We start from the raw sequence: 20,895 nt of genomic DNA on the forward strand, positions 1-20,895 counted from the left end.
ATGATGAAATCCGAATACAGACTGGGCATCGACGCCGGCGGCACCTTCACCGACTTCGTCCTCGCCGACCGCGAGGGGCAGGTGCGGCTTTACAAGGCGCTGTCCACGCCGCAAGACCCGACGCTGGCCATCCGCAACGGGCTGGCGCTGATTGCCGAAGACCTGGGCGTGCCGGCCGAACAGGTGGTATCGAACTGCGACCTCTGCATCAACGGTACCACTGTCGGCCTGAATGCGCTGATCCAGCACAAGGGCGCCAAGGCCGGGCTGATCTGCACCGCGGGGCATGAGGATTCGCTTGAAATCCGGCTGGGCCACAAGGAAGACGGCTACCGCTACGATCCCGAATATCCCCCCGCCACCATGCTGGTGCCGCGCTACCTGCGCAAAGGCATCCGCGAGCGCATCCTGTCGGACGGCAGCATCCGCGAGCCCCTGAACGAAGACGATGTCCGCGCCGCCTGCGAGGCGTTCAAGGCTGAAGGCGTCGAGACGGTGGCGATCAGCTTCGTCTGGTCGGTGCTGCACCCGGCGCATGAGGCCCGCGCCGGGCAGATCGTGCGCGAGATGATGCCGGGGGTGATCCTGACCCTGGGGTCGGAACTGTATCCCCAGGTCCGCGAATACACCCGCACCTCGACCGCGGTGGTCAACGCCTACCTCGCCCCGATCATGAAGCGCTACGTCGCCGCCGTGGACGCCTATTTCCAGGGCCTCGGGGCCAAGCAGCCGGTGCGCTACTACCAGTCGAACGGCGGCCTTGCCATCGGCCAGGCGATGACGGACCGCTCGGTCTATGCCATCAACTCGGGGCCGGCTTCCGCCCCGGCGGCGGGGCTGTATGTCTGCGAGCCGTTCGGCAAGACCGACGTCATCACCGTCGACATGGGCGGGACGTCGTTCGATATCACACTGACCAAGGACGGCAGCACCAACATCAACAAGAACATCGACTTCCTGCGCTATCGCATCGGCGTGCCGATGATCCAGGTCGAAACCCTGGGCGCCGGTGGCGGCTCGATCGGCTGGATCGACGAGATGGGATTGATGCAGATGGGCCCGCAAAGCGCGGGGTCCGACCCCGGCCCGGCCTGCTATGGGCAAGGGGGCAAGCTGCCCACCGTCTCGGATGCCAACATCGTGCTGGGCTACCTCAACCCCGATGGCCTGGTCGGCGGGCGGTTGCCGCTGGATGCCGGCAAGGCCCGCGAGGCGGTGAAGACCCACCTTGCCGACCCGCTGGGCATGAGCGTCGAACGCGCCGCCTATGGCATGTTCACCATCGTCAACGCCAATATGGTGAACGGCATCCGCCGCGTTACCGTGGAACGCGGCTATGACCCGCGCGACTTCGTGCTGGTCGGCGCCGGCGGGGCCACCGCGGCCCATATCACCGCGCTGGCCGATGCGATGGGGATCGATACCATCGTGCTGCCGAAGCTGGCCTCGGGGCTTTGCGCCTTTGGCCAGATCATCAGCGACGTGAAGTACAACTACATGGCCACCGCCCCCCTGCGGCTGGACAACGCCGCCGCCTACGCCCGCATTGATGAGCTGTTCGGCCAGATCGAGGCGCAGGGCATGGCGCATCTGAAGACCGATGGCTTCCACAAGAAAGACACCCGCACCCAGCGCAGTCTTGACATGAGATATGTCGGGCAAGTGCATGAATGCACGGTGGAAATCGATACCTTCAAGGTCGATGCCAAGTCGATTGCCAAGGTGATCGAGGCCTTCCACCGCCGGCACGAGCAGCTTTACACCTACGCCGAACCGCATTCGACCGTGGAAGTGGTGAACATCGAAAGCACCGTCTACGGGCTGGTGGACAAGCCGGAACGGATGATCATCGGCCACGGCGCCACGCCCGAAAAGGCGCTGAAAGGCCACCGCGACGCGGTGTTCAGCGCCGACGGCAAGCGGGTGAAGACGCCGATCTACGACGGCACCCCCTTGGGCGCCGGGGCCACCATCAAGGGGCCGGCGGTGATCGAAGAGGTCACCACCACCATCGTCATCGAACCCGGCTGGACCGCGCGGCTGAACGAAAGCGGCTCTTACCTGATCACCCGCGACCACAAGAAGGGGGCCTGATGAGCGTTCTGCATGCCGACAAGGTTTCGGTCGCCTTCGCCGGGCTCAAGGCCCTGGCGGAGGTGGACCTGACGGTCTCATCCGGCCAGATCCTGGGGCTGATCGGCCCGAACGGGGCCGGCAAGACCACCCTTGTCAACGTGCTGACCGGCTTTCAGGCCCCGACCTCCGGCGCCGTCCTGCTGGATGGCGCCCCCCTCACCGGCCTGAAACCCCACCAGCTGCGCCGCCGCGGCATCGCCCGCACCTTCCAGGGCGGACGATTGTTCAAGGACCTGCCGGTGCTGGACAACCTCGAAGTCACCGGCGTCGGCCTTGGCCAGTCCCGCCGCAGCGCCATTGCCGAGGCCGAGGCGATGCTCGACTGGATCGGCATCGCCGACCTGGCCCCCCGCATCGCCGGCACCCTGCCCTATACCGACGAACGCCGCGTCGCCATTGGCCGGGCGCTGATGGGCAAGCCGGCCTTCCTGCTGCTGGACGAACCCGCCGCCGGGATGAGCGCGCAGGAATCCCGCGACCTTGCCGCCTTGATCCGCCGCATTGCCGCCGACATGGGCTGCGGCGTGCTGCTGATCGAGCACAACGTCGGGCTGGTGCTGGACCTGTGCCATGACATCGTGGTGCTGGACAGCGGCGCAGTGATCGAGACCGGCGACCCCGCCGCCATCCGCGCATCGGAGAAGGTGCGCCACGCCTACATGGGCACCGCCGCCGAGACCGATTTGCCGATCCTGGAAGCCGGGCTGGAGGTGGCGGAATGAGCCTCTTGTCGCTCGCCAACGTCTCGGTCCGTTACGGCCGGCTGACCGCGGTCCGCAAGGTCAGCTTTGCCATGAAGGAAGGCGAGATCCTGTTCATCACCGGGCCGAACGGCGCCGGGAAATCCTCGCTGTTGCGGGCCATTGCCGGGGTGACGCTGCCCGCCAACGGCCGCATCGACTTTGACGGCCATGACATCACCGGCCGCGCGCCGGAGGACATTGCCCGGCTGGGGATTTCCATGGTGCCCGAGGGGCGCGACGTGTTCGGCGGCCTGAGCATCGAGGAAAACCTGATGGTCGGGACCGGGATGCACAGCCATGAGCGCGGCTGGCGGGCCCGGGCGCAGAACGAGCTGGCGGCGGTCTATGCCACCTTCCCGATCCTCAAGGAGCGCCGGCATTCGCAGGCGGGCCTGTTGTCCGGCGGCCAGCAGCAGATGCTGGTGATCGGCCGCGCCCTGATGACTCACCCGCGGCTCATCGCCATCGACGAACCCAGCCTGGGCCTGGCCCCCAACATCACCGACCAGGTCTACGAGCGCCTGATCGCGCTGCAAAAGGAACGCAAGCTGACCCTTCTCATCGTCGAGCAATCCTCGACCCGCGCCATGCTGGTGGGCGGGCGGATGATGCTGATGCGCGGCGGCGAAATCCTGCTGGACGGCGATGCCCGCGCGCTGGGGCAAAGCGAAGCCATGCAGGCCGCCTATTTCGGCTACGGAGACCATTGATGGGCCAGATCCTTCAGGTCGTCTTCGACGCGCTGTCGCTGGGGTCGCTCTACGCCTTGGCCGCGCTTGGCATCGCGCTGATCTTCGGGGTGATGAAGCTGGTCAACTTCGCCCATGGCGACGTGATCGCCTTTTCCGTCTTCGCCCTTCTGTGGCCCTCGGTCGATGCCGTCGCCATCATCTTCGCCGGCAACCTGCCGTGGTTCCTGCTGATCCCCTTCGTCCTCGCCATCGGCGCCGGTCTGTCGGTGCTGTCCGAGATCGTCGTCTTCCGCCGCTTCCGCCGCGCCAACCCGGCGACGATGATGATCGCCTCCTTCGCGCTGGGCTTCGTGATCCGCTATTTCCTGCTGATGCTGTTCTCCAGCCGGCCGAAAAGCATCTCGCTCCTGCCCGCCCTGTCGCAGCCGGTCGAGATCTTCGGCGCCCGCATTCCGCTGCTGCAACTGATCACCATCCTGATCACCATGGCGGTGCTGATCGGCCTGACCGCCTTCCTGCGCCGCACGAGGTTCGGCCTGGAAATGCGTGCGGCGGCTGAGAATTTCACCATGGCGCGAATGCTGGGCGTGCGCGCCAACCGGGTGATCATGGGGGCCTTTGCGCTGTCGGGTGCCCTCGCGGCCGCCATCGCGCTGATCCTGGGGTCGCAGACCGGCACCGCCAACATCATGATGGGGGCCAACGTGATGCTGATGGCCTTCATCGCCACCGTGATCGGCGGCATGGGCAGCCTAGCCGGCGCGGTGCTGGCGGGCTTCCTTCTCGGCGCCATCGCCACCGTCATGCAGACCATCCTGCCCCCCGACGCCCGCGCCTTCCGTGATGCCTTCGTCTACGGCGCGGTGATCCTGGTCCTGATCTTCCGGCCGCAGGGCATACTTTCCGCCCGCGGCACCAAGGAAAGGGTCTGAGGAATGGGCGCTTCCGTCATTCGCCGCACCATCGCCACGCCGGTCTTCCTGAGCCTGCTGCTGGTGGCCTTCGCCGTCACCGCCTGGGCGGTGGGCTCGCGGCCGTTCAACCAGACCATCATCGACATCTTCCTGCAGGTGATCTTCGTCGTCGGCCTGTGGATCTTTGTCGGCAATTCCGGCGTGATCAGCTTCGGCCACATCGCCTTTGCCTGCCTCGGCGGCTATGTCGCCGCCTGGACCACGATCAAGCCGATGATGAAGGGCAACGCCATGCCCGGCCTGCCCGACTGGCTGATGGGGATGGAGATTCCGTTCTGGGCCGCCGCTGGCCTGGGGGCCTTCTGGGCCGCCCTCTGGGCCTTGATCTTCGGGCTGGTGCTGATGCGGCTTTCCGGCATCGCCGCCTCCATCGCCACCTTCGCCATGCTGGCCATGGTGAATTCGATCTACTCGAACTGGGAAAGCGTCACCGCCGCCACCTCCTCCGTCGTCGGCATCCCCATCGTGCGCACCGTCTGGCCCTACCTGATCGCCGCCGTGCTGGCCGTCTTCGTCGCCTGGGCCTTCGCCATCTCGCGCCACGGCCTTGCGCTCCGCGCCGCGCGGGATGAGCCGACCGCCGCTGCGGCCAGCGGCGTGAACATCTCGCGGATGCGGCTGATCGCCTTTGTCATCTCGGCCGCCGTCATGGGCATGGGCGGCACGCTTTACGCCCATTCCATCGGCGTCGTCACACCCGATACCTTCTACCTTGGCCTGACCTTCACCACGCTGTCCATGCTGGTCGTCGGCGGCATGGGCAGCCTGTCGGGCGCGGTCATCGGCGTCCTCATCCTGTCCTCCCTCATCCAGGTGCTGCGCTGGCTTGAGGCCGGGGTGCAGGTCGGCGCCTCGACCTTCGCCCTGCCCGGCGGCGTGCAGGAAATCGCCCTGGGCGTGGTGATGATCCTGATCCTGATGTTCCGGCCCGCCGGCATCATGGGCAATTCCGAACTGAACCTGCCGAACCGCAGGTCCGACAAGGCGGGCCAACCCGCCCCGACCCGAGTGCTTTGAACCAAGAAGAAACCGAAGACCCAACAAGGAGACACGACCATGAAAAGACTGACCGCCTTCCTTGCCGCCACCACCTGCCTCAGCTCTCCGCTGATGGCGCAGGACGACCGCATCGTGGTGGGCTTCGCCACCGCCGAGACCGGCTTCATGCAGGCCTATGACAAGCCCGCGCAGGATTCCGCGATGATCCGCATCGCCGAGATCAACGCCGCCGGCGGCCTTCTGGGCAAGCAGATCGAAGTGGTGAACGCCGACACCAAGACCGACCGCGCCGAAGGCGCCAAGGCGGGCCTTTCCGTCATCGACGCCGGCGCCGACATGGTGGTGGTGTCCTGCGACTATGACTTCGGCGCCCCCGCAGCACTTGCCGCCGAATCCAGCGGCCTGATCTCGTTCTTCCTCTGCGCGGAATCGATCAAGGCCGGCATCCAGGGCGTCGGGCCGAACAGCTTCTCGGCCTCGGTCCTGGCCGCGGTGCAGGGCGCGACCATGGCGGAATGGGCATATACCAAGAAAGAGGCCCGCACCTTCTATCGCCTGCTCGACACTTGGACCGAATACAACAAGGGCATCTGCGACGGCTTTGACTGGATGATGCCGCAACTGGCCGATGCGAAACTGGTGGGCGAGGACACCTTCCTGAACGAGGATGCCTCGATCGCCGCCCAGATCACCCGCATCAAGGCCCTGCCCGAGGAACCCGACGCGATCATGCTCTGCACCATGATGCCGGGCGCCGTTTCGGCCATCAAGCAGCTGCGCGCGGCCGGGATCAACTCGGCCATCCTGAACGGCTCGGGCGTTGACGGCAGCTACTGGCTGTCGGCGGTGCCAGACCTGTCGAACTTCTACGTCCCGGTTCAGGGGTCGATCTACGGCGATGATCCGAACCCCGACGTCACCGCCTTCAACGCCAAGTACAAGGAAGTGACCGGGGGCGATCCCAGCACCCAGTACACCTATCCGGGTTACGTGATGATCGACGTCTGGGCCAAGGCGGTGGAACGTGCGGGCACCACCGAGACCGCCGCCGTGGTGGCCGAGCTTGAGAAGATGACGGCCGAGCCCACCCTGTTCGGGCCGCGCACCTTTACGCCTGAGCTGCACCACCAGAACCAGGCCCGCTACCTGATCGTGGAAACCAACGCCGGCAAGCCGGCCGTGGTGGACGAATGGACCATCTCGGCGCCGATCCCGGTCGCCGACCTGATGAAGTGAGGAACGGGCGGAAGGGGGCTGCCGTCCCCTTCCGCCGCCTTCTGCCGGCCGAACAGCCGGCGCAACACGGCCTTCACCGCCGCCCGCCGGGCCTGCCGCCGGGCCGCCAGCAGCGTGCGGCGATGTTCGGCCATCCGGCCCTCGGCGGTGCCCGGACCCGGCACGCGGGCCACAGCCGCGATCAGATCGGGGTTCGGGGGGTGAAACATGGCGCCCGTCCTTCGTTGCGGTTTCCTCTCGCAATATGCCAGAAAACCGGCGAGGATGCCGCACAACTCGTCTGCCCACCTTTAAGCACAGCTTTTAGATGACCCCGTTCGACTGGCGCACCCTCCCGCCCCTGCCCGCCTTGCGCGCCTATGAGGCCGCGGCGCGGTTGGGCAGCTTTTCCGCCGCCGCGCGGGTGCTGAACGTCACCCACCCCGCCGTGGCCCAGCAGGTGCGCGGGCTGGAACGCCACCTTGGCCTGCGGCTGGTGGCCGAGGCCGGGCGCAGCCTGCGGCTGACCGAGGACGGCACCCGCCTTGCCGCCGCGCTGAACTCGGGCTTCGCCGCCATCGCCGAAACCCTCACAACCCTGCGCCAGGCCGACCGGCACCGCGGCTTGCGCATCACCCTGACCCCTGGCTTCGCGCAGAACGTCGTGATCCCCGCCCTGCCCGAATTCTGGGCCGCCCACCCCGAGATCGCCGTCTCGCTGGTGCCCGAAACCCGGCTTTCCGACCTCGCGCGGGAAGGCTTCGATCTGGCCATCCGCGCCGGCTTTGGCCCCTGGCCGGATGGCGAGGCGCAGCTTCTGTGCCGCACCCGCATGGTGCTTGTCGGGGCGCCGGCACTGCTGGACAGCGGCGCCGACCTGGCCCACCTACCCTGGATCGTCAACCTGACCGACCCGGAGGAGGCCGAATGGATGGCCGCCCGCGGCCTGGACCGCAGCCGCCTGCAAACCCTCGATATCGAGAACCCGATGCTCGCCGTTGCCGCCGCCCTGCGCGGCCTTGGCCTGATGTTCGCCACCGAAGCCATGCTGCGCGATCCCATCGCCGCCGGCCAGTTGCGGCTGGTGCCGGGCTGGGACCTGCCGGAAACCGCCTACTGGGCCGTCACCCCGCACGGCCCGCCCCGCGCCCCGGTGCAGGATTTCCTGCGCTGGCTGGCCAAACGCCTGTAAAGGAACCCCCCGATGCCCGAGATCACCCTCCGCCCCCTGCGTGCCGAAGACGAAGCCGACTGGCGCCGGCTCTGGACCGGCTACCTGGACTACTACCAGATTTCGGTCCCCGAAGCCGTCTACGCCAGCACCTTCGCCCGCCTGTTGGGCAGCGACCCGCAGGACTTCCACGGGTTGATCGCCACGGTGGACGGGCAGGCAATGGGCCTGACCCACTACCTCTTCCACCGCCACTGCTGGAAGATCGAGAACGTCTGCTACCTGCAAGACCTCTATGTCGCGCCAGACGCCCGCGGCACCGGCCTTGGCCGCCGCCTGATCGAGGCGGTCTATGCCGCCGCCGATGCCAACGGCACCCCGGCGGTCTACTGGCTGACGCAGGATTTCAACGCCCCCGCCCGCCTGCTTTATGACCGGATTGCCAAGGTCACGCCCTTCATCCGCTACAACCGCTGATCCCGCCCGCCCCGGGCGCGCCCCGCTTCGTCAGCCGCCGAACCGACTGGCCCGGGCCGCGGGCCAGTTGGATTTGAAAACACGCGTCAGTTGTGGCATAATTCTGGGATTCATTGTTTCCCTTTCCAGAACGAAGGCGATTTGCCATGACCCTCGATCCTGTCTCTGCCGTGCAAACCTCTCTGGGCATCAACCGCACCGCGACAAAGATCGCGATCGGCGGTTTCGTGGTGATGGCGCTGGCCATCGGCCTGATGCAGATGCTGGACAACGACACGCTCAGCTTCTGGCAGCTGCTGGCCGCCCTTGTGGCGCTGATCGTGGTGATGATGGTGCTGACCCAACTGCCGCTTCTGGCGCGGCGCCTGCTGTGCTGGGTGATGACGCTGTGCCTGACCTTCGTCGCGGTCACGGCTACGGCGCAGGCGATCACCTTCAACGGCATCCCCTGGCTGGCCCCCTCGACCTGCATCCTGTCGTTCCACCTGGCCCCCAGCTGCGTCATTTCGGGCCCTGCCGCCGGCAGCGGTCCGGCCATCGGCGGCGCCGGTCTGTCCCTTGCCGGTGCCGCCCAGGCCGGCACCCTGCCACAGGCGCAGCTTCTGGGGCTGGCCGATCTGGCCGGCCAGGACACCGCCCGCGTCTTCATCCAGTTCGCCGGCTACAGCCGCGGCTGGGCCGAGAAGCTGGCCGCGGCCCTGGTGCAGTCCGGCTGGCAGGTCCAGGGCGCCGACCGCGGGGGCGAGCGCATCTCGGCCGCCGCCGGGCTGAACGAGGTGCGCTACTTCCATCCCTCCGATGCCGAACTGGCCGCCGCCCTGGCCAAGGCCGCGCAGGACTGGCGCGCCGGCGCACCGGTCGGCGTGGTCGACCTCTCGGCCACCAAATTCGGCCGGTCCGAGCCTGGCCTGCTGGAGGTCTGGATCAGCGAATAGCGCCTACAGCCCCAGGCACCAGCGCATCACCGCCTTCTGGGCGTGCAGCCGGTTCTCGGCCTCGTCGAAGATCACCGAATGCGGGCCGTCCATCACCGCGCTGGTCGCCTCGTCGTTGCGATGCGCGGGCAGGCAGTGCATGAACAGCGCGTCGGGTTTCGCCCGGCTCATCAGTTGTTCGTTGACCTGATAGGGCCGCAGCTGGTTGTGCCGGCGTTCCTTGGCGGATTCCGGGTCGTGCATCGACACCCAGGTGTCGGTCACCACCAGGTCAGCGCCCTCGACGGCGGTGAAGGGGTCGCGCTGGATGGTGACGCGGCTGCCCTTTTCGCGCGCAAAGGCGACCGAGCGATCCTCGGGGTCCAGGGTTTCCGGCCCGGTGAAGGTGAAGTCGAACCCGAACTGCCCGGCGGCGTGAAGGAAGCTGGCGCAGACGTTGTTTCCGTCACCGGCCCAGACCACCTTGCGGCCCGAGATGGGCCCGCGGTGTTCCTCATAGGTCATCACGTCGGCCATGATCTGGCAGGGATGGGTGCGGTTGGTCAGCCCGTTGATCACCGGCACGGTGGCGTGCTCGGCCATCTCCAGCAGCGTCGCCTCCTCGAAGGTGCGGATCATGATCAGGTCGACATAGCGCGACAGCACGCGGGCGGTATCGGCAATGGTCTCGCCATGGCCCAATTGCATTTCCTTGCCCGACAGCACCATGGTCTGCCCGCCCATCTGCCGCACGCCGACGTCGAAGGACACTCGGGTGCGGGTCGAGGGCTTCTCGAAGATCAGCGCGACCATGCGGCCTTGCAGCGGCTGGTCATCGTCGGGGGCGCCTTTCGGGCGGCCGTTGCGGGCGGTCTTCATCGCGCGGGCCGCGTCGATCATGCCCCGCAATTCGGTGGCGTCGGTCTTGTGGATGTCAAGGAAGTGGTTCATTTCGTTTCGCTTTCGGAACCCGCGGCCGGGGGCGCTGCCCCCGGACCCCCGGGATATTTATCGGACAGATGAAATCAGGCGGCTTTCGCGGTGGCAGTGGCGGCCTGGTCGAGGCGGCTGAGGGCCTCGGCGATGTCTTCGTCGGGGATGTTGAGCGCGGGCAGCAGGCGCAGCACGTTGTCGGCGGCGGCGACGGTCAGGACGCCCGAGGCGTAGCCGGCCTTGACCACATCGGTGTTGGTTGCGCGGCATTTCAGGCCCAGCATCAGGCCCTCGCCACGGACCGCCTCGAACACCTGCGGGTGGCGGGCGACCAGGGACTCGAGCCCCTGGCGGAAGAGCGCGGCCTTGCGGTTGACCTCGGCCAGGAAGGCGGGGTCGGAGACGATCTCGAGTACCTTGGCGCCCACCGCGCAGCCCAGCGGGTTGCCGCCATAGGTCGAGCCGTGGCTGCCCGCCGTCATGCCCTTGGCGGCGCGTTCGGTAGCCAAGAGCGCGCCCAGCGGGAAGCCGCCGCCGATGCCCTTGGCCACCATCATGATGTCGGGGGTGATGCCGGCCCATTCATGGGCGAACAGCCGGCCGGTGCGGGCGACGCCGCACTGCACCTCGTCGAAGATCAGCAGGGTGCCGGTGCTGTCGCAGAGGTCGCGCAGGCCCTTCAGGCACTGGTCCGGCACCACGCGGATGCCGCCCTCGCCCTGGATCGGCTCGATGATCACCGCGCAGGTCTGGTCGGTGACCGCGGCGCGCAGGGCGTCGTGGTCGCCCCATTTCACCTGGATGAACCCCGGCATCAGCGGGCCGAAGCCCTTGACCATCTTCTCCGACCCGGCGGCGGCGATGGCCCCGGTCGAGCGGCCATGGAAGGCGCCCTCGAAGGCGACGAAGCCGGTGCGCTCGGGCTGGCCGTTGTCATGGTGGAATCGCCGCGCCATCTTGATCGCCAGTTCCGCCGTCTCGGTGCCGGAATTGGTGAAGAAGACGGTGTCGGCGAAGGTCAGCTCGACCAGCATTTCGGCCAGCCGTTCCTGTTCCGGGATGCGGTAGACGTTCGACACGTGCCACACCTTGCGGGCCTGCTCGGTCAGCGCCTCGACCAGCGCGGGATGGGCGTGGCCCAGCGCGTTCACCGCGATGCCGGCGCCCAGGTCCAGGTATCGCCGGCCGTCCTCGCCCTCAAGCCGGCTGCCGGCGCCCCGGACAAAGGCAAGGTCGGCACGGTTGTAGGTCGGAAGCACGGGCGAGATCATGGACTTGTCCCCTGGAACGGAAGCCCTAGCCCTAAGGCCGGGGGAATGCGGGTGTCAACGGGAGAGGTGCCCCTTGCGGCCGGGCAGGCCAGACCGAACGCCTTATCGGCGACGCAGGATCGGCGAAATGCGCATGCAATCGGTCATGCCCCGCCCCTTAGCCCAAGGCTGCCGCAAAGGAAAGCCCCCTGCCGCTTGCCCTTTCGGAAATACTCCGGGGAGTGTGAGGGGCAGCGCCCCTCATCGCCCGAGGAGGAGCGGCACGCGACGACGAGACAAAAGACTTGCGGCGCAAGCCGCGCAATCGGATCACCGCGCTTGCCCGGCGCAAATCTCGGCCAGCATCGCGATGACCGGCGGGTAATACCCGGCGTCATAGCCGTCCTCGTCCTGCAGCACCGACAGGAAGCAGGCCACCCGGCCGGTTTCCGGGTTGGCCAGCAGGTACTGCCCGCCATAGCCGCCATGGCCCAGCCAGACCCCATCGGTGTTGGTCTGGTTGGAATAGCGCAGATGCGCCCGTGGCGGCGGCATCGGCACGCCGCCGTGGCGGGTCTCATCGATGAACCCGGCCGATCCGAACGGCCGCCCGTCCACCCCCGCCCCCAGCCGCGCGAAGACCGCGCCATAGCGGCACAGATCGCGTGCCGTCAGGCAGATGCCGCCGTTCAGCAGCGGAAATCCCACCCGGTCGGTCGCCACATGCAGCGCGCCCTCGACCCCCGCCGCATCGGCCAGGTCGGCCAGCCAGGCCGACAGCGGTCGACCGCCCAATGCCTCGGCCACCAGGCCCAGCACATCGGTGTTGGCGCTTTTGTAGAGGCTCGCCCCGGTGCGGTTCACCGTGTCCACCGCCCCCGGCGCCAGGCCGATGCCGCACAGGAATTCGCGGTTGGTCGCCTCAGGCCCCTCGGGCAGGCGCATGCCCGTCGCCGCCTCGTGCAGGAACACCGCCGCGGCGGGATCGTGGTAATCCTCGTCATAGCCGTTGGCGACGTTCATGTTCAGCACGTCCGCGATCCGCGCCCCGGCATAGCCCGGCCCGATGTCGGGCAGCACCTCGGCCACCGTCTGGTCCAGCCGCAAAAGCCCGTCTTCCCACAGCCGCCCGAGGATCAGGTTCATCGCCATCTTCGAGATCGACATGATCGAATGCGGCCGGTCGGGGCCGAAGTCCGGGGCGTAGGATTCGTACAGCAGCCGGTTGCCTTCGATCACCGCCATGGCGGAAAACCACGGGCTGGCGGTCAGCCGGCGCACCGCGTCATGCCGCGCAATGGAAAGGTCGGCCGACAGCCGCAGGTCCAGCACCTGCCCGGCGCGGCAGCTTTGGCCATAGCGCACCAGCCGGTGCAGGTTGTGGAACCCCTGCCGCCGGTGCGGGGCGGAATTCCAGCGCGGGCGGCGGTCCTCGCCCACACTCAGGTCGGGGTTGGGGTGGCTGCGCGGCGGCATCGGCGTCTCCTTCCGGTCCGGTTTGCGCAGCGTAAGACCGCGCCGCCCCGGCCGGCAAGCCCACGGCCCTTGCGGCCCCCCGCCCCGGCCCGCTAGAATGCCCGGAACAGATTGACAGGCGGAGAAACAGATGTCCTGGACGGACGAGCGTGTCGAGACGCTCAAGCGGATGTGGGCCGAGGGCCAGTCGGCCAGCCAGATCGCCAAGGAACTGGGCGGGGTGACCCGCAACGCGGTGATCGGCAAGGTCCATCGCCTGGGCCTGTCGAACCGCGTCGGCGGCAAGGACGAGGACGAGGCCGCCGCCGGCCCCGCCGCCGCCCCGGGCGCCGCGCGCGCCGAGGGCGTCACGCCGCTGCGGCCGGAACCCGCCGCCCCGCGCCCCGACCCCGGCCCGGCCGCCACCCAGCCACGCCCCAGCGCCGCCGAGCGCAGCGCCGCCCCGGCAGTGCCGGCCTCCAACGTCATGCCGCTGCCGGTGCGCAAGGCCATCGTGCCGGCCGGCCAGCCGCTGCCGCCGCAGCCCAGCCTGAACGAGATTTCCCCCGAGGCCCTTGCTTCGGTGCGCGAGGTCGAGAAGCGGGCCAAGAAGCTGACGCTGATGGAACTGACCGAGCGCACCTGCAAATGGCCGATCGGCGATCCGGCGACCGACGACTTCTGGTTCTGCGGCCTGCCCAGCCTGCCCGGCAAGCCCTATTGCGAGGCCCATGTCGGTGTCGCTTTCCAGCCGATGAGCGCCCGCCGCGACCGTCGCCGCTGACCATCGGCGCTGACCATCGCCAGGCCGCCACCTGACGCCTGCCGCTCGCCGCGGCAGCGCGGTTGGCCTGTGCATCCCGCAGGGGACTTCCCCTGTCCGGGATGTCCGGATTCGCTCTCGAACCCGGCAGTCTGCCCTTCTGTGCGCGGCAGAACCTCGGACCCGACCAGCTGCGACAACCCGCCGCAGCATGCCATTGCATACCGGCAGATTGCTTGTTTTCAAGGCGTTGCCCCCCGTAAGCGGCTGCTTAGAAGGCGGGTTTTTGACGCCAAGTTTAGAATTGATCCAGATCATGGCCGCCCGGACCTCACCGGGATGTGATCTGCCAGGCGCAGATAGAACCAGGAGAGAACCATGCGCATTTTGCTTGCCCTGACGCTTGCCACCACGGCGCTTGCGGGCGCTGCCTCGGCCGATCAGTTGCGCGATCGTGCCTTGGAAATCTACAAGCCGCTGCCGTCGACGACCCCGGCGGTCGCCGACAACCCGGCGACCCCCGAGAAGGTCGATCTCGGCAAGGCGCTGTTCTTCGATCCGCGGCTCTCGGCCTCGGGCGTGTTTTCCTGCTATTCGTGCCACAACCTGACCACCGGCGGCGACGACAACATGGAAACCTCGGTCGGCCACGGCTGGCAGAAGGGTCCGCGCAACGCGCCCACCGCGCTGAACGCGGTGCTGAACGAAGCCCAGTTCTGGGACGGCCGGGCGGCCGACCTGAAGGCTCAGGCGAAAGGCCCGGTGCAGGCCGGCGTCGAGATGGCCAACACGCCCGACAACGTGGTGACCACGCTGAAATCGCTGCCGGCCTATGTCGACTGGTTCGCCGGGGCCTTCCCGGGCGAAGCCGATCCGGTCAGCTTCGACAACATGGCCAAGGCGATCGAGGCCTTCGAAGCCACCCTGATCACGCCCGCGCCCTTTGACGCCTGGCTGAACGGCGATGATGCCGCGCTGTCGGATGACGCCAAGGCCGGTCTGACGCTGTTCATGGACAAGGGCTGCTCGTCCTGCCACAGCGGCGTGAACGTCGGCGGCCACGGCTACTATCCCTTCGGCCTGATCGAGAAGCCCGGCTCGGACATCCTGCCCGAAGGCGACAAGGGCCGCTTCGCGGTGACCGAGACGGCGGACGACGAATACGTCTTCCGCGCAGCCCCCCTGCGCAACATCGCGCTGACCGCGCCCTATTTCCACTCGGGCAAGGTCTGGGATCTGGACGTCGCGGTCAGCATCATGGCCGAAAGCCAGCTTGGCGCCGAGTTCAGCGAACAGGAGGTCACCCAGGTCGTGGCCTTCCTCAACAGCCTGACCGGCACGATGCCCGCGATCACCCTGCCGGTGCTGCCGGCGGAAACCGCCGAAACGCCGCGGCCGACCACGATGGTCACGCCGTAATCCTGCGGCACACTCCGTTTCGACACCTGGGGAAGACGGGGGGCGGCCGAAAGGCCGCCCTTTCCGCTTGCCGGGGTCAGTTGCCGTTCAGGATGTCGTCCAGCAGCTTGCCGGCCTCGTCGGTCAGCGCCTCCTGCGCCTTGCGCCGGGCGGCGTCCTGCAGCGTCTCGCCGTCGCCGGCGACGATGCCCTCTTCGGCCAGCTTGGCCTCAAGTGCTGCCTTGGCCGCCGCTTCGGCTTCGGCCGCCTCCTGCCGCAGCCGGTCCTCGGCCGCGCGCGCTTCGGCCTCCATCTTCTCGCGGGCGATGGATTCCATGTCCAGGCGGAAGCGGGGGGCGGCCCAGGGTCCGGTGATCAGCAAGGGCACCATCACGCCGCCGCTGCCGTCCGCCGCCGCCAGCGCGGTGGGCCGCAGCCGGTAGTTCAGCTCGCGCTTGCCCAGGCCCACCTCGCCCGATCCGGTGGCCGTCAGCCCGGGCGCCACCAGCTTGAGGTCGCTGTTCGACAGCACCCCGTCGGCAATGGCGAAGCTGCCCGCCACGCCGTCGAAGATGGTCTTCTGCCCCTCGCCGACAAAGCCCGGATCCAGCGTCCGCAGCATCCCCGCGATGTCCAGGCCGCGCAACTCGCCCTTGCCCAGCGACAGCGTTCCGTCGCCCTTCAGGCCCTGCATGATCTCGTCAACCGAATTGCCGACCCCCAGGAACTTGAGCGTCAGGTTGCCCTTGGCGACCAGCCGCTCCCAGCCCGAGAGGTCGGTCATCAGCGGCTGCATGTCCAGGCCCTTGAGAGTCAGGTCGCCGCCCACCGACAGGCCGCCGCGGCCGTTCACCACGAACTGCCCGGTCACGGTGCCGCCATAGGCCGCCATCTGGCGGATGTCGAAGACGGCGCGGGCGCGGTCGATGGTCAGCAACAGGCGGGTTTCGCCCAGCCGCGCCAGACCAAGGTCGACCGAAGGCGCCACCAGCGAGACCGCAGCATCCACCGCGCCCAGGGCCGAGACGTCCAGCGTCTCTTTCGGCCAGCCGTCGGCCTTCATGCCGCCGTTGACACCGCCGCCACGCTCGCCCCACAACCCGGCCAGCAGCAGCGGGCCGCTGCGCAGTTGCGCCGAGAGCATCGGCCGCGCCTCGCCCGGCTTCAGGTCCAGATCGCCGGTGATCTGGTTGGTGTCTGCGATGATGGTGGCGCCGCGCAGGTAGGCCGCGCCGGTGCCGTCCAGCGTCAGTTGCCCTTCCATCGTCAGCCGCTCGGCGCCCAGGCCGCGAGGCAGGATCGGGGTATCGGCGCCCAGCGCATGGCCCAGGGCCTCGAGATCGCTCAGGTCGGCTGTCAGCGCGCCTTCGGCGGCCAGCGGGGACCAGCCGGCGCGGCCCTCGAAGGCCAGGCTTGATCCGGTTTTCCGCACGCCCGCGCGGGCGGTCAGCGTCATCGGCACCACGCGGCCCTCGGTGAAGGCCGAGAAGACGCCGCCTTCGGCGGTGAGGGCGACCTCTTCGCCGCCGCTGACCGCCGTGAGGTCCAGCGTGAAGGGGCCGGTGAAATCGGGCACCTGCAGCGTCGCATCCACCCCGTCCAGCGCGATGCGTCGCCCCGAGGCGTGGTCGATGTAGCGGATCGTGCCGCCTTCGATGCGGCCGTCTGCCAGGGTGTAGGCGGTGCCCACGCCCGGCGTGGCCGGGCTGACCGCGCCGCCGCCGCCGAACACCCAGTTTTCCTGGCCGTCCTTGCTGCGTTCCAGCAGGATTTCGGGGCGTTCGGCGCGCAGGCCCAGGATCTGGATCTCGCCGCCCATTAGGGCGGTGGCGTTGATCTCGATCTGCAGGCTTTCGGCGGCGAACATCGGCCCGTCCTCGGTGGACCAGTCGGCATTGGCGATGCGCACCGGGCCGGTGGTGACGCCGAGGACCGGCCAGAACCGCGGGCTGACCTCGCCGTCGAATTCCAGCTTGCGGCCGGTCAGACGCTCGAACTGCGCCGCGGCGGCCTGGGCCACCCGTTCGGCCGGCACCAGGGCCAGCAGCCCGGCACCGACCAGCGCCAAGACCAGAAGCGCCCCCAAGGCCCGGACCAGCCACCGCATCGACGCCTCCGTTCTTTTCTTGTTTGGAAACAAGCCTAAGCCCGCAGGGGTTCCGCCGGCAAGAACGCGCTGCGGCGCGAGGCATCAATTCGCCGGGAGCGGCGGCGGCAGTGGCCTTGGCAGGACAAGGCGGGGGCTTCGCGCCCCCGCACCCCCGCGGGGTATTTTGGCCAAGATGAAGGGCCAAGATGGAGGGGGTCAGTTGCGGCTGACGGGGCGCGAGCGGAAGCGGGCGACGGTCTCGCGTTCGGCGCGTTTGCACAGGTTGGGCGGCAGGCCGCGGTCGAGAAGGGCCATGTCGGCCAGCACCATCTCGCCCATGCGTTTGAAGGCTGCGTCCAGCGCGCCGGCGCGGTGGGCGCTTTTCAACAGGCCCGGCAGGGCGCGGGCGGGGTGGCCCTGCGGCAGGGGCTCTTCGGGCCAGACGTCGGTGGCGGCGCGAATGTGGCCGCTGGCGACGGCGTCGATCAGGGCCGGGAAGTCGACCACATCGGCGCGGGAAAGCAGGATGAAGGCGGCCCCGGGGCGCATTGCGGCAAAGGCATCGGCGCCAAGAAAGCCGCGGTTTTCCGCCGTGACGGCGGCGGTGACGAAGACGACGTCGGCCTCGGCCAGCGCGGTGGGCAGGTCGACGGGGCGGGCCCCGGCCTCGCGGATGCGGGCCTCGGGCAGCCAGGGGTCGTGGATCGACAGCCGCGGCCGGAACCCCGCCAGCACCCGCGCCAGCGCCCGGCCAAGGTCGCCGAAGCCGATGATCGAGACCTCGGCCCCGGTCAGCAGCCGCGCCTGCGCGTTGCCGTCGCCGCCCCAGAGTTCCGTCCCCGCACCAAAGGCGGCATCCGCGCCGTGGATGTTGCGCAGCAGGCTCAGCGCGAAGCCAAGGCCGATCTCGGCCACCGGCTCAGCAAAGACCGCGCCGGTGGTGACGACATGCACGCCCCGGACAAAGGCCGCGTCATAGGGCATGTTCGGCAGCAGGTTCGATTCGACGTTGAAGGTGCAGCGCAGGCCGGTCATCGCCGCCAGGGTCGCTTCCGAAAGGGGCGGCTGGCCGATGATGTAGCGCGCCTGCGCCAGAACCTCGGGCGGCAGCGCGGCGAAATCCTCGTCCACCGTCTCGACGATGCGATAGCGGGCGCGCAGGTCCGCCAGCCGGTCGGGAGCGAAGATCAGCGCAAGGCTGCGCGGCAGCGGGCAGGAAATCACCAGCGGGCGGGAATCGGGCATGCAGACACCTCCGGACGCGCAGCCTATCCGTCGTTCCCGGCCATGCCCAGATGCGCCCGGATGCGTGCCGCCGCCGCCGCGGCAAACTTCGCCTTCAGGAAGCCGTGGCTTTCGAACGCCGGCGCCACGCCGCGCTCCAGCCGGACGACCCAGGTGTCGGGGCCGTCGCTGCTGGCGTCCCGCACCACCGTCACGGCGGTCAGGTCGGCGGCCGTCAGCCGGGTTTCCCAGACCTTCCGCCACAGCCGCCGCTCGATGACAACCGCACCGGGCGGATAGCGCCAGACCTGCCCCTCGCCCGTCAGCCCCATGGCCACGAAGGCCACGCCCACCGCCACTCCGCCGCCGACGATGAGGGCGAAGAACGGGCTCAGCAGGTTCGGCGGCAAGATCCCGCGGCCCAGTTCCCAGACCGGCATGACGACCGCGAAGGCGCCAGCCGCCATCAGCCCCAGCCGGATGACCAGGGGCATCGGCCGCTCGATCACCGGCATGTCGTCGGGCATCTCGTCGGGCATGTCGTCGGGCATGGCCCGGATTTCGCACAGGATCGTGGCATCCTTGCGACCGCTCTTCCCCGCGCCCGGTGCCGGCCCTGCGGCGACAACACCCATGAAACCGCCGGGCGACGTCCTGGCCCGCGCGCCGGACCCTCGACAGGCCGCACCGCCGAAGGTGCGAGGAGCGGGAAAGCAGCGGCCGCGCCAGGCCTTGCCGGGAAGAAGGACCCCGCCGCAGGCGTGTTCGCGTCAATCGAGCGGAACCGAGTGCGGTCAAGGCGGCAGCATCCCAAGCGGCAAAATGGTCGGCGCGAAGAGCCCATTGCCGACATTCAACAGTACGCTCAATACGCTTTCCGGTTGGACCACGCCGTTAAGAGCCGCTGTCCGTCAGGAAGCTGTCCTTCCTCAATCGTGCGTATCAACACTTGTCTAGCGACCTTTGCCGTACTTTCTACTGAAATCCGATCAGGCATCCGCGCAGCATGGACCATATCGCCCCGCACTTTGTATAGCGCTCTGATTTCTTGGTAAGTTCGATCTCTCACCCCTGTATCATCGGACAGGTAGGTGGCGACCATTCTTGATAGCGTTTTCGCTATGTCTCGCCCTCCGGGTCGGAAAAGCGCCTCAACGGACGACCACAAGAGCACCATAGCCGTCCCTAAACTATCCACATGACATGCCCGGTCATTGGATTGTATTGCGAGAGAAAACCCTTCATCCGTCATGAGGTCCGCGCCCCGTTCAATGTGCTGGGAGACCCAGAGTAACCCCACCAATGGATCAACGGCAGTTTGAAATGGAAGGACTTGCGACGATTGATTGAATTCGACCGGCCAAAGCACTGGTTCAGCGCCGCCAGCCACTTCCGAGAAGCTTGTATCACTTATAATAGGTACTCGAATAGCATTCGAAATTCTAAGCCGAAGAAGCGTTGCCAGAAACCAAATGCTGTTCAATCGGTCAAAGGCTCCAATGTTCACTCCTTCGTCAAGTGTTGCTTGGGCATAAACATCGACTGCTAGGCCGCCAGAGGCACTCTTCCAAGGTCCGGGGTGAGGCTTTCCATCTTCTGCCGGTGAAAACGCCAAGATGAACGGTGCCATAACATGCGCATAGGTTGGATCCAAACGAAGACCATTCGATATCTCGACGCTTTCTTTAACACTAATGCCGGTGAATGCAGCATACAGCCGCACTTTCACGGGGCTGATGCCTACCTTTCGTTTGCGTTCGATCTCATCCAGCTCAAAATATTCTTTAAGCGCGAGCGCTTTTTCGCGCCAGTGCAGCGCTCCACTAAGGTCGCCCTGTCGTTCTAGTTCTTCGGCTTTGTCCAAGGCTCTCTTTAGCGCCTGTGGCCCATACAAGAGTGCTTCGGCTTCGACTGCCACGTCCTTTTGCACCTATCGGCCCCACAATTTCTGTCAGAATCATTATCTGTCTCATGGTCGGGTGTCGTGCAAGACGTCTAGGAACGACAAGCTTTGGAAATGTGGGACGCCTTAACATCAGGGCTAGAGAACTGCGGAGGAAGTCGGATAGTTCTGCGCCGCGTCTGTCCGCTCCGTCCGCAAAGCGGACCTTCGCAGCTCTTTCCGACCGCCGCCGGCCCCGTCCCCAGGTCCCTTTCCGTGGCAAGCGGGCCGAGGCTGGCTCCGCACGTCGTGGAAACGGTTGCGACATTTCCACCTTGTCCGCCTGGCGAGAGTCTTGCCTGGTGACAACGCAAGAGTCCGACTGATCTGGGTCAATCACGCCATCAGACCGACCATCAGGACAGACCGGATCTGCGCCGATCCAGGCCCCTGTCAGGGACACCGTACCTTCGCCTGGGCACCCCGTGGCTAAGGCCAACCGGACCGACCCTGCGCATCCGGTTGGCTTCCACCCCCGGAACACCGCAGCCCAATGGCCCAAGGCCATGGGTCGAACTGT

18 protein-coding genes are annotated in these 20,895 nt (G+C 67.6%); 11 read left to right on the forward strand and 7 right to left on the reverse strand.

Annotated features, from left to right (window positions below):
• Positions 1-3 precede the first annotated feature (3 nt).
• The 9 genes from LHP98_RS09000 to LHP98_RS09040 all read left to right on the forward strand — a co-directional run bounded on the left by LHP98_RS09000 (position 4) and on the right by LHP98_RS09040 (position 9,342).
• Positions 4-2,094, forward strand: a complete 2,091-nt coding sequence (locus LHP98_RS09000) for a hydantoinase/oxoprolinase family protein (RefSeq protein ID WP_227252199.1) — start codon at positions 4-6, stop codon at positions 2,092-2,094.
• Entirely contained in the window at positions 2,094-2,858 is a 765-nt protein-coding gene (locus LHP98_RS09005) for an ABC transporter ATP-binding protein (RefSeq protein WP_227252200.1), read from the forward strand. Before LHP98_RS09000 ends, LHP98_RS09005 begins: the two co-directional genes overlap by 1 nt.
• Positions 2,855-3,589, forward strand: a complete 735-nt coding sequence (locus LHP98_RS09010; RefSeq protein WP_227252201.1) for an ABC transporter ATP-binding protein — start codon at positions 2,855-2,857, stop codon at positions 3,587-3,589. The genes LHP98_RS09005 and LHP98_RS09010 overlap by 4 nt, the downstream gene beginning before the upstream one ends.
• Complete coding sequence (locus LHP98_RS09015; protein WP_227252202.1) at positions 3,589-4,503, forward strand: branched-chain amino acid ABC transporter permease; 915 nt, start codon at positions 3,589-3,591, stop codon at positions 4,501-4,503. Before LHP98_RS09010 ends, LHP98_RS09015 begins: the two co-directional genes overlap by 1 nt.
• A gap of 3 nt (positions 4,504-4,506) precedes the next feature.
• Positions 4,507-5,562: a branched-chain amino acid ABC transporter permease gene (locus tag LHP98_RS09020; protein WP_227252203.1), complete on the forward strand. Its 1,056-nt coding sequence runs from the start codon at positions 4,507-4,509 to the stop codon at positions 5,560-5,562.
• Positions 5,563-5,601: 39 nt separating this feature from the next.
• A complete protein-coding gene (locus tag LHP98_RS09025; RefSeq protein WP_227252204.1) occupies positions 5,602-6,780 on the forward strand; it encodes an ABC transporter substrate-binding protein in 1,179 nt (392 codons plus the stop codon).
• Between the two features lie 307 nt (positions 6,781-7,087).
• Positions 7,088-7,951 (forward strand): LysR substrate-binding domain-containing protein, encoded by an 864-nt coding sequence (locus LHP98_RS09030; RefSeq protein WP_227252205.1) that lies wholly within the window; start codon positions 7,088-7,090, stop codon positions 7,949-7,951.
• A 12-nt stretch (positions 7,952-7,963) separates the two neighbouring features.
• Positions 7,964-8,407, forward strand: a complete 444-nt coding sequence (locus tag LHP98_RS09035; RefSeq protein ID WP_227252206.1) for a GNAT family N-acetyltransferase — start codon at positions 7,964-7,966, stop codon at positions 8,405-8,407.
• A 146-nt stretch (positions 8,408-8,553) separates the two neighbouring features.
• Entirely contained in the window at positions 8,554-9,342 is a 789-nt protein-coding gene (locus LHP98_RS09040; protein WP_227252207.1) for a hypothetical protein, read from the forward strand.
• Between the two features lie 3 nt (positions 9,343-9,345).
• Here LHP98_RS09040 and argF read toward each other — a convergent pair whose 3' ends face one another.
• The 3 genes from argF to LHP98_RS09055 form a co-directional block, all read right to left on the reverse strand.
• Complete coding sequence (gene argF, locus LHP98_RS09045) at positions 9,346-10,272, reverse strand: ornithine carbamoyltransferase (protein WP_227252208.1); 927 nt, start codon at positions 10,270-10,272, stop codon at positions 9,346-9,348.
• Positions 10,273-10,346: 74 nt separating this feature from the next.
• Positions 10,347-11,525 carry an aspartate aminotransferase family protein gene (locus LHP98_RS09050; RefSeq protein ID WP_227252209.1) on the reverse strand — a complete coding sequence of 393 codons (1,179 nt, stop codon included), beginning with the start codon at positions 11,523-11,525 and terminating at the stop codon, positions 10,347-10,349.
• A gap of 309 nt (positions 11,526-11,834) precedes the next feature.
• On the reverse strand, positions 11,835-12,980 hold the full coding sequence (locus LHP98_RS09055) for a serine hydrolase domain-containing protein (protein ID WP_227252210.1): 1,146 nt from the start codon (positions 12,978-12,980) through the stop codon (positions 11,835-11,837).
• A 130-nt stretch (positions 12,981-13,110) separates the two neighbouring features.
• Between LHP98_RS09055 and LHP98_RS09060 the strand changes: the two genes are divergently transcribed.
• Both LHP98_RS09060 and LHP98_RS09065 read left to right on the forward strand, forming a co-directional pair.
• Positions 13,111-13,743 (forward strand): GcrA family cell cycle regulator, encoded by a 633-nt coding sequence (locus LHP98_RS09060; RefSeq protein ID WP_227252211.1) that lies wholly within the window; start codon positions 13,111-13,113, stop codon positions 13,741-13,743.
• Between the two features lie 357 nt (positions 13,744-14,100).
• Complete coding sequence (locus LHP98_RS09065; RefSeq protein ID WP_227252212.1) at positions 14,101-15,141, forward strand: cytochrome-c peroxidase; 1,041 nt, start codon at positions 14,101-14,103, stop codon at positions 15,139-15,141.
• 76 nt (positions 15,142-15,217) lie between these two features.
• Here the strand turns inward: LHP98_RS09065 and LHP98_RS09070 are convergent, their stop codons facing one another.
• The 4 genes from LHP98_RS09070 to LHP98_RS09085 form a co-directional block, all read right to left on the reverse strand.
• Positions 15,218-17,227, reverse strand: coding sequence for an AsmA family protein (locus tag LHP98_RS09070; protein ID WP_227252213.1), 2,010 nt, complete (start codon positions 17,225-17,227; stop codon positions 15,218-15,220).
• Positions 17,228-17,425: 198 nt separating this feature from the next.
• Positions 17,426-18,454: a hydroxyacid dehydrogenase gene (locus LHP98_RS09075; RefSeq protein WP_227252214.1), complete on the reverse strand. Its 1,029-nt coding sequence runs from the start codon at positions 18,452-18,454 to the stop codon at positions 17,426-17,428.
• Between the two features lie 23 nt (positions 18,455-18,477).
• Positions 18,478-18,984 (reverse strand): hypothetical protein, encoded by a 507-nt coding sequence (locus tag LHP98_RS09080; RefSeq protein WP_227252215.1) that lies wholly within the window; start codon positions 18,982-18,984, stop codon positions 18,478-18,480.
• Between the two features lie 314 nt (positions 18,985-19,298).
• Positions 19,299-20,363, reverse strand: coding sequence for a hypothetical protein (locus LHP98_RS09085; protein WP_227252216.1), 1,065 nt, complete (start codon positions 20,361-20,363; stop codon positions 19,299-19,301).
• Positions 20,364-20,895: the final 532 nt, after the last annotated feature.

Source organism: Rhodobacter sp. Har01, assembly GCF_020564565.1.
Lineage (GTDB): Bacteria > Pseudomonadota > Alphaproteobacteria > Rhodobacterales > Rhodobacteraceae > Pseudogemmobacter.

Coding starts and splice junctions, on each gene's coding strand:
- LHP98_RS09000 (WP_227252199.1), top strand. CDS start 4: ATGAAATCCGAATACAGACTGGGCATCGACGCCGGCGGCACCTTCACC.
- LHP98_RS09005 (WP_227252200.1), top strand. CDS start 2,094: ATGAGCGTTCTGCATGCCGACAAGGTTTCGGTCGCCTTCGCCGGGCTC.
- LHP98_RS09010 (WP_227252201.1), top strand. CDS start 2,855: ATGAGCCTCTTGTCGCTCGCCAACGTCTCGGTCCGTTACGGCCGGCTG.
- LHP98_RS09015 (WP_227252202.1), top strand. CDS start 3,589: ATGGGCCAGATCCTTCAGGTCGTCTTCGACGCGCTGTCGCTGGGGTCG.
- LHP98_RS09020 (WP_227252203.1), top strand. CDS start 4,507: ATGGGCGCTTCCGTCATTCGCCGCACCATCGCCACGCCGGTCTTCCTG.
- LHP98_RS09025 (WP_227252204.1), top strand. CDS start 5,602: ATGAAAAGACTGACCGCCTTCCTTGCCGCCACCACCTGCCTCAGCTCT.
- LHP98_RS09030 (WP_227252205.1), top strand. CDS start 7,088: ATGACCCCGTTCGACTGGCGCACCCTCCCGCCCCTGCCCGCCTTGCGC.
- LHP98_RS09035 (WP_227252206.1), top strand. CDS start 7,964: ATGCCCGAGATCACCCTCCGCCCCCTGCGTGCCGAAGACGAAGCCGAC.
- LHP98_RS09040 (WP_227252207.1), top strand. CDS start 8,554: ATGACCCTCGATCCTGTCTCTGCCGTGCAAACCTCTCTGGGCATCAAC.
- argF (WP_227252208.1), bottom strand. CDS start 10,272: ATGAACCACTTCCTTGACATCCACAAGACCGACGCCACCGAATTGCGG.
- LHP98_RS09050 (WP_227252209.1), bottom strand. CDS start 11,525: ATGATCTCGCCCGTGCTTCCGACCTACAACCGTGCCGACCTTGCCTTT.
- LHP98_RS09055 (WP_227252210.1), bottom strand. CDS start 12,980: ATGCCGCCGCGCAGCCACCCCAACCCCGACCTGAGTGTGGGCGAGGAC.
- LHP98_RS09060 (WP_227252211.1), top strand. CDS start 13,111: ATGTCCTGGACGGACGAGCGTGTCGAGACGCTCAAGCGGATGTGGGCC.
- LHP98_RS09065 (WP_227252212.1), top strand. CDS start 14,101: ATGCGCATTTTGCTTGCCCTGACGCTTGCCACCACGGCGCTTGCGGGC.
- LHP98_RS09070 (WP_227252213.1), bottom strand. CDS start 17,227: ATGCGGTGGCTGGTCCGGGCCTTGGGGGCGCTTCTGGTCTTGGCGCTG.
- LHP98_RS09075 (WP_227252214.1), bottom strand. CDS start 18,454: ATGCCCGATTCCCGCCCGCTGGTGATTTCCTGCCCGCTGCCGCGCAGC.
- LHP98_RS09080 (WP_227252215.1), bottom strand. CDS start 18,984: ATGCCCGACGACATGCCCGACGAGATGCCCGACGACATGCCGGTGATC.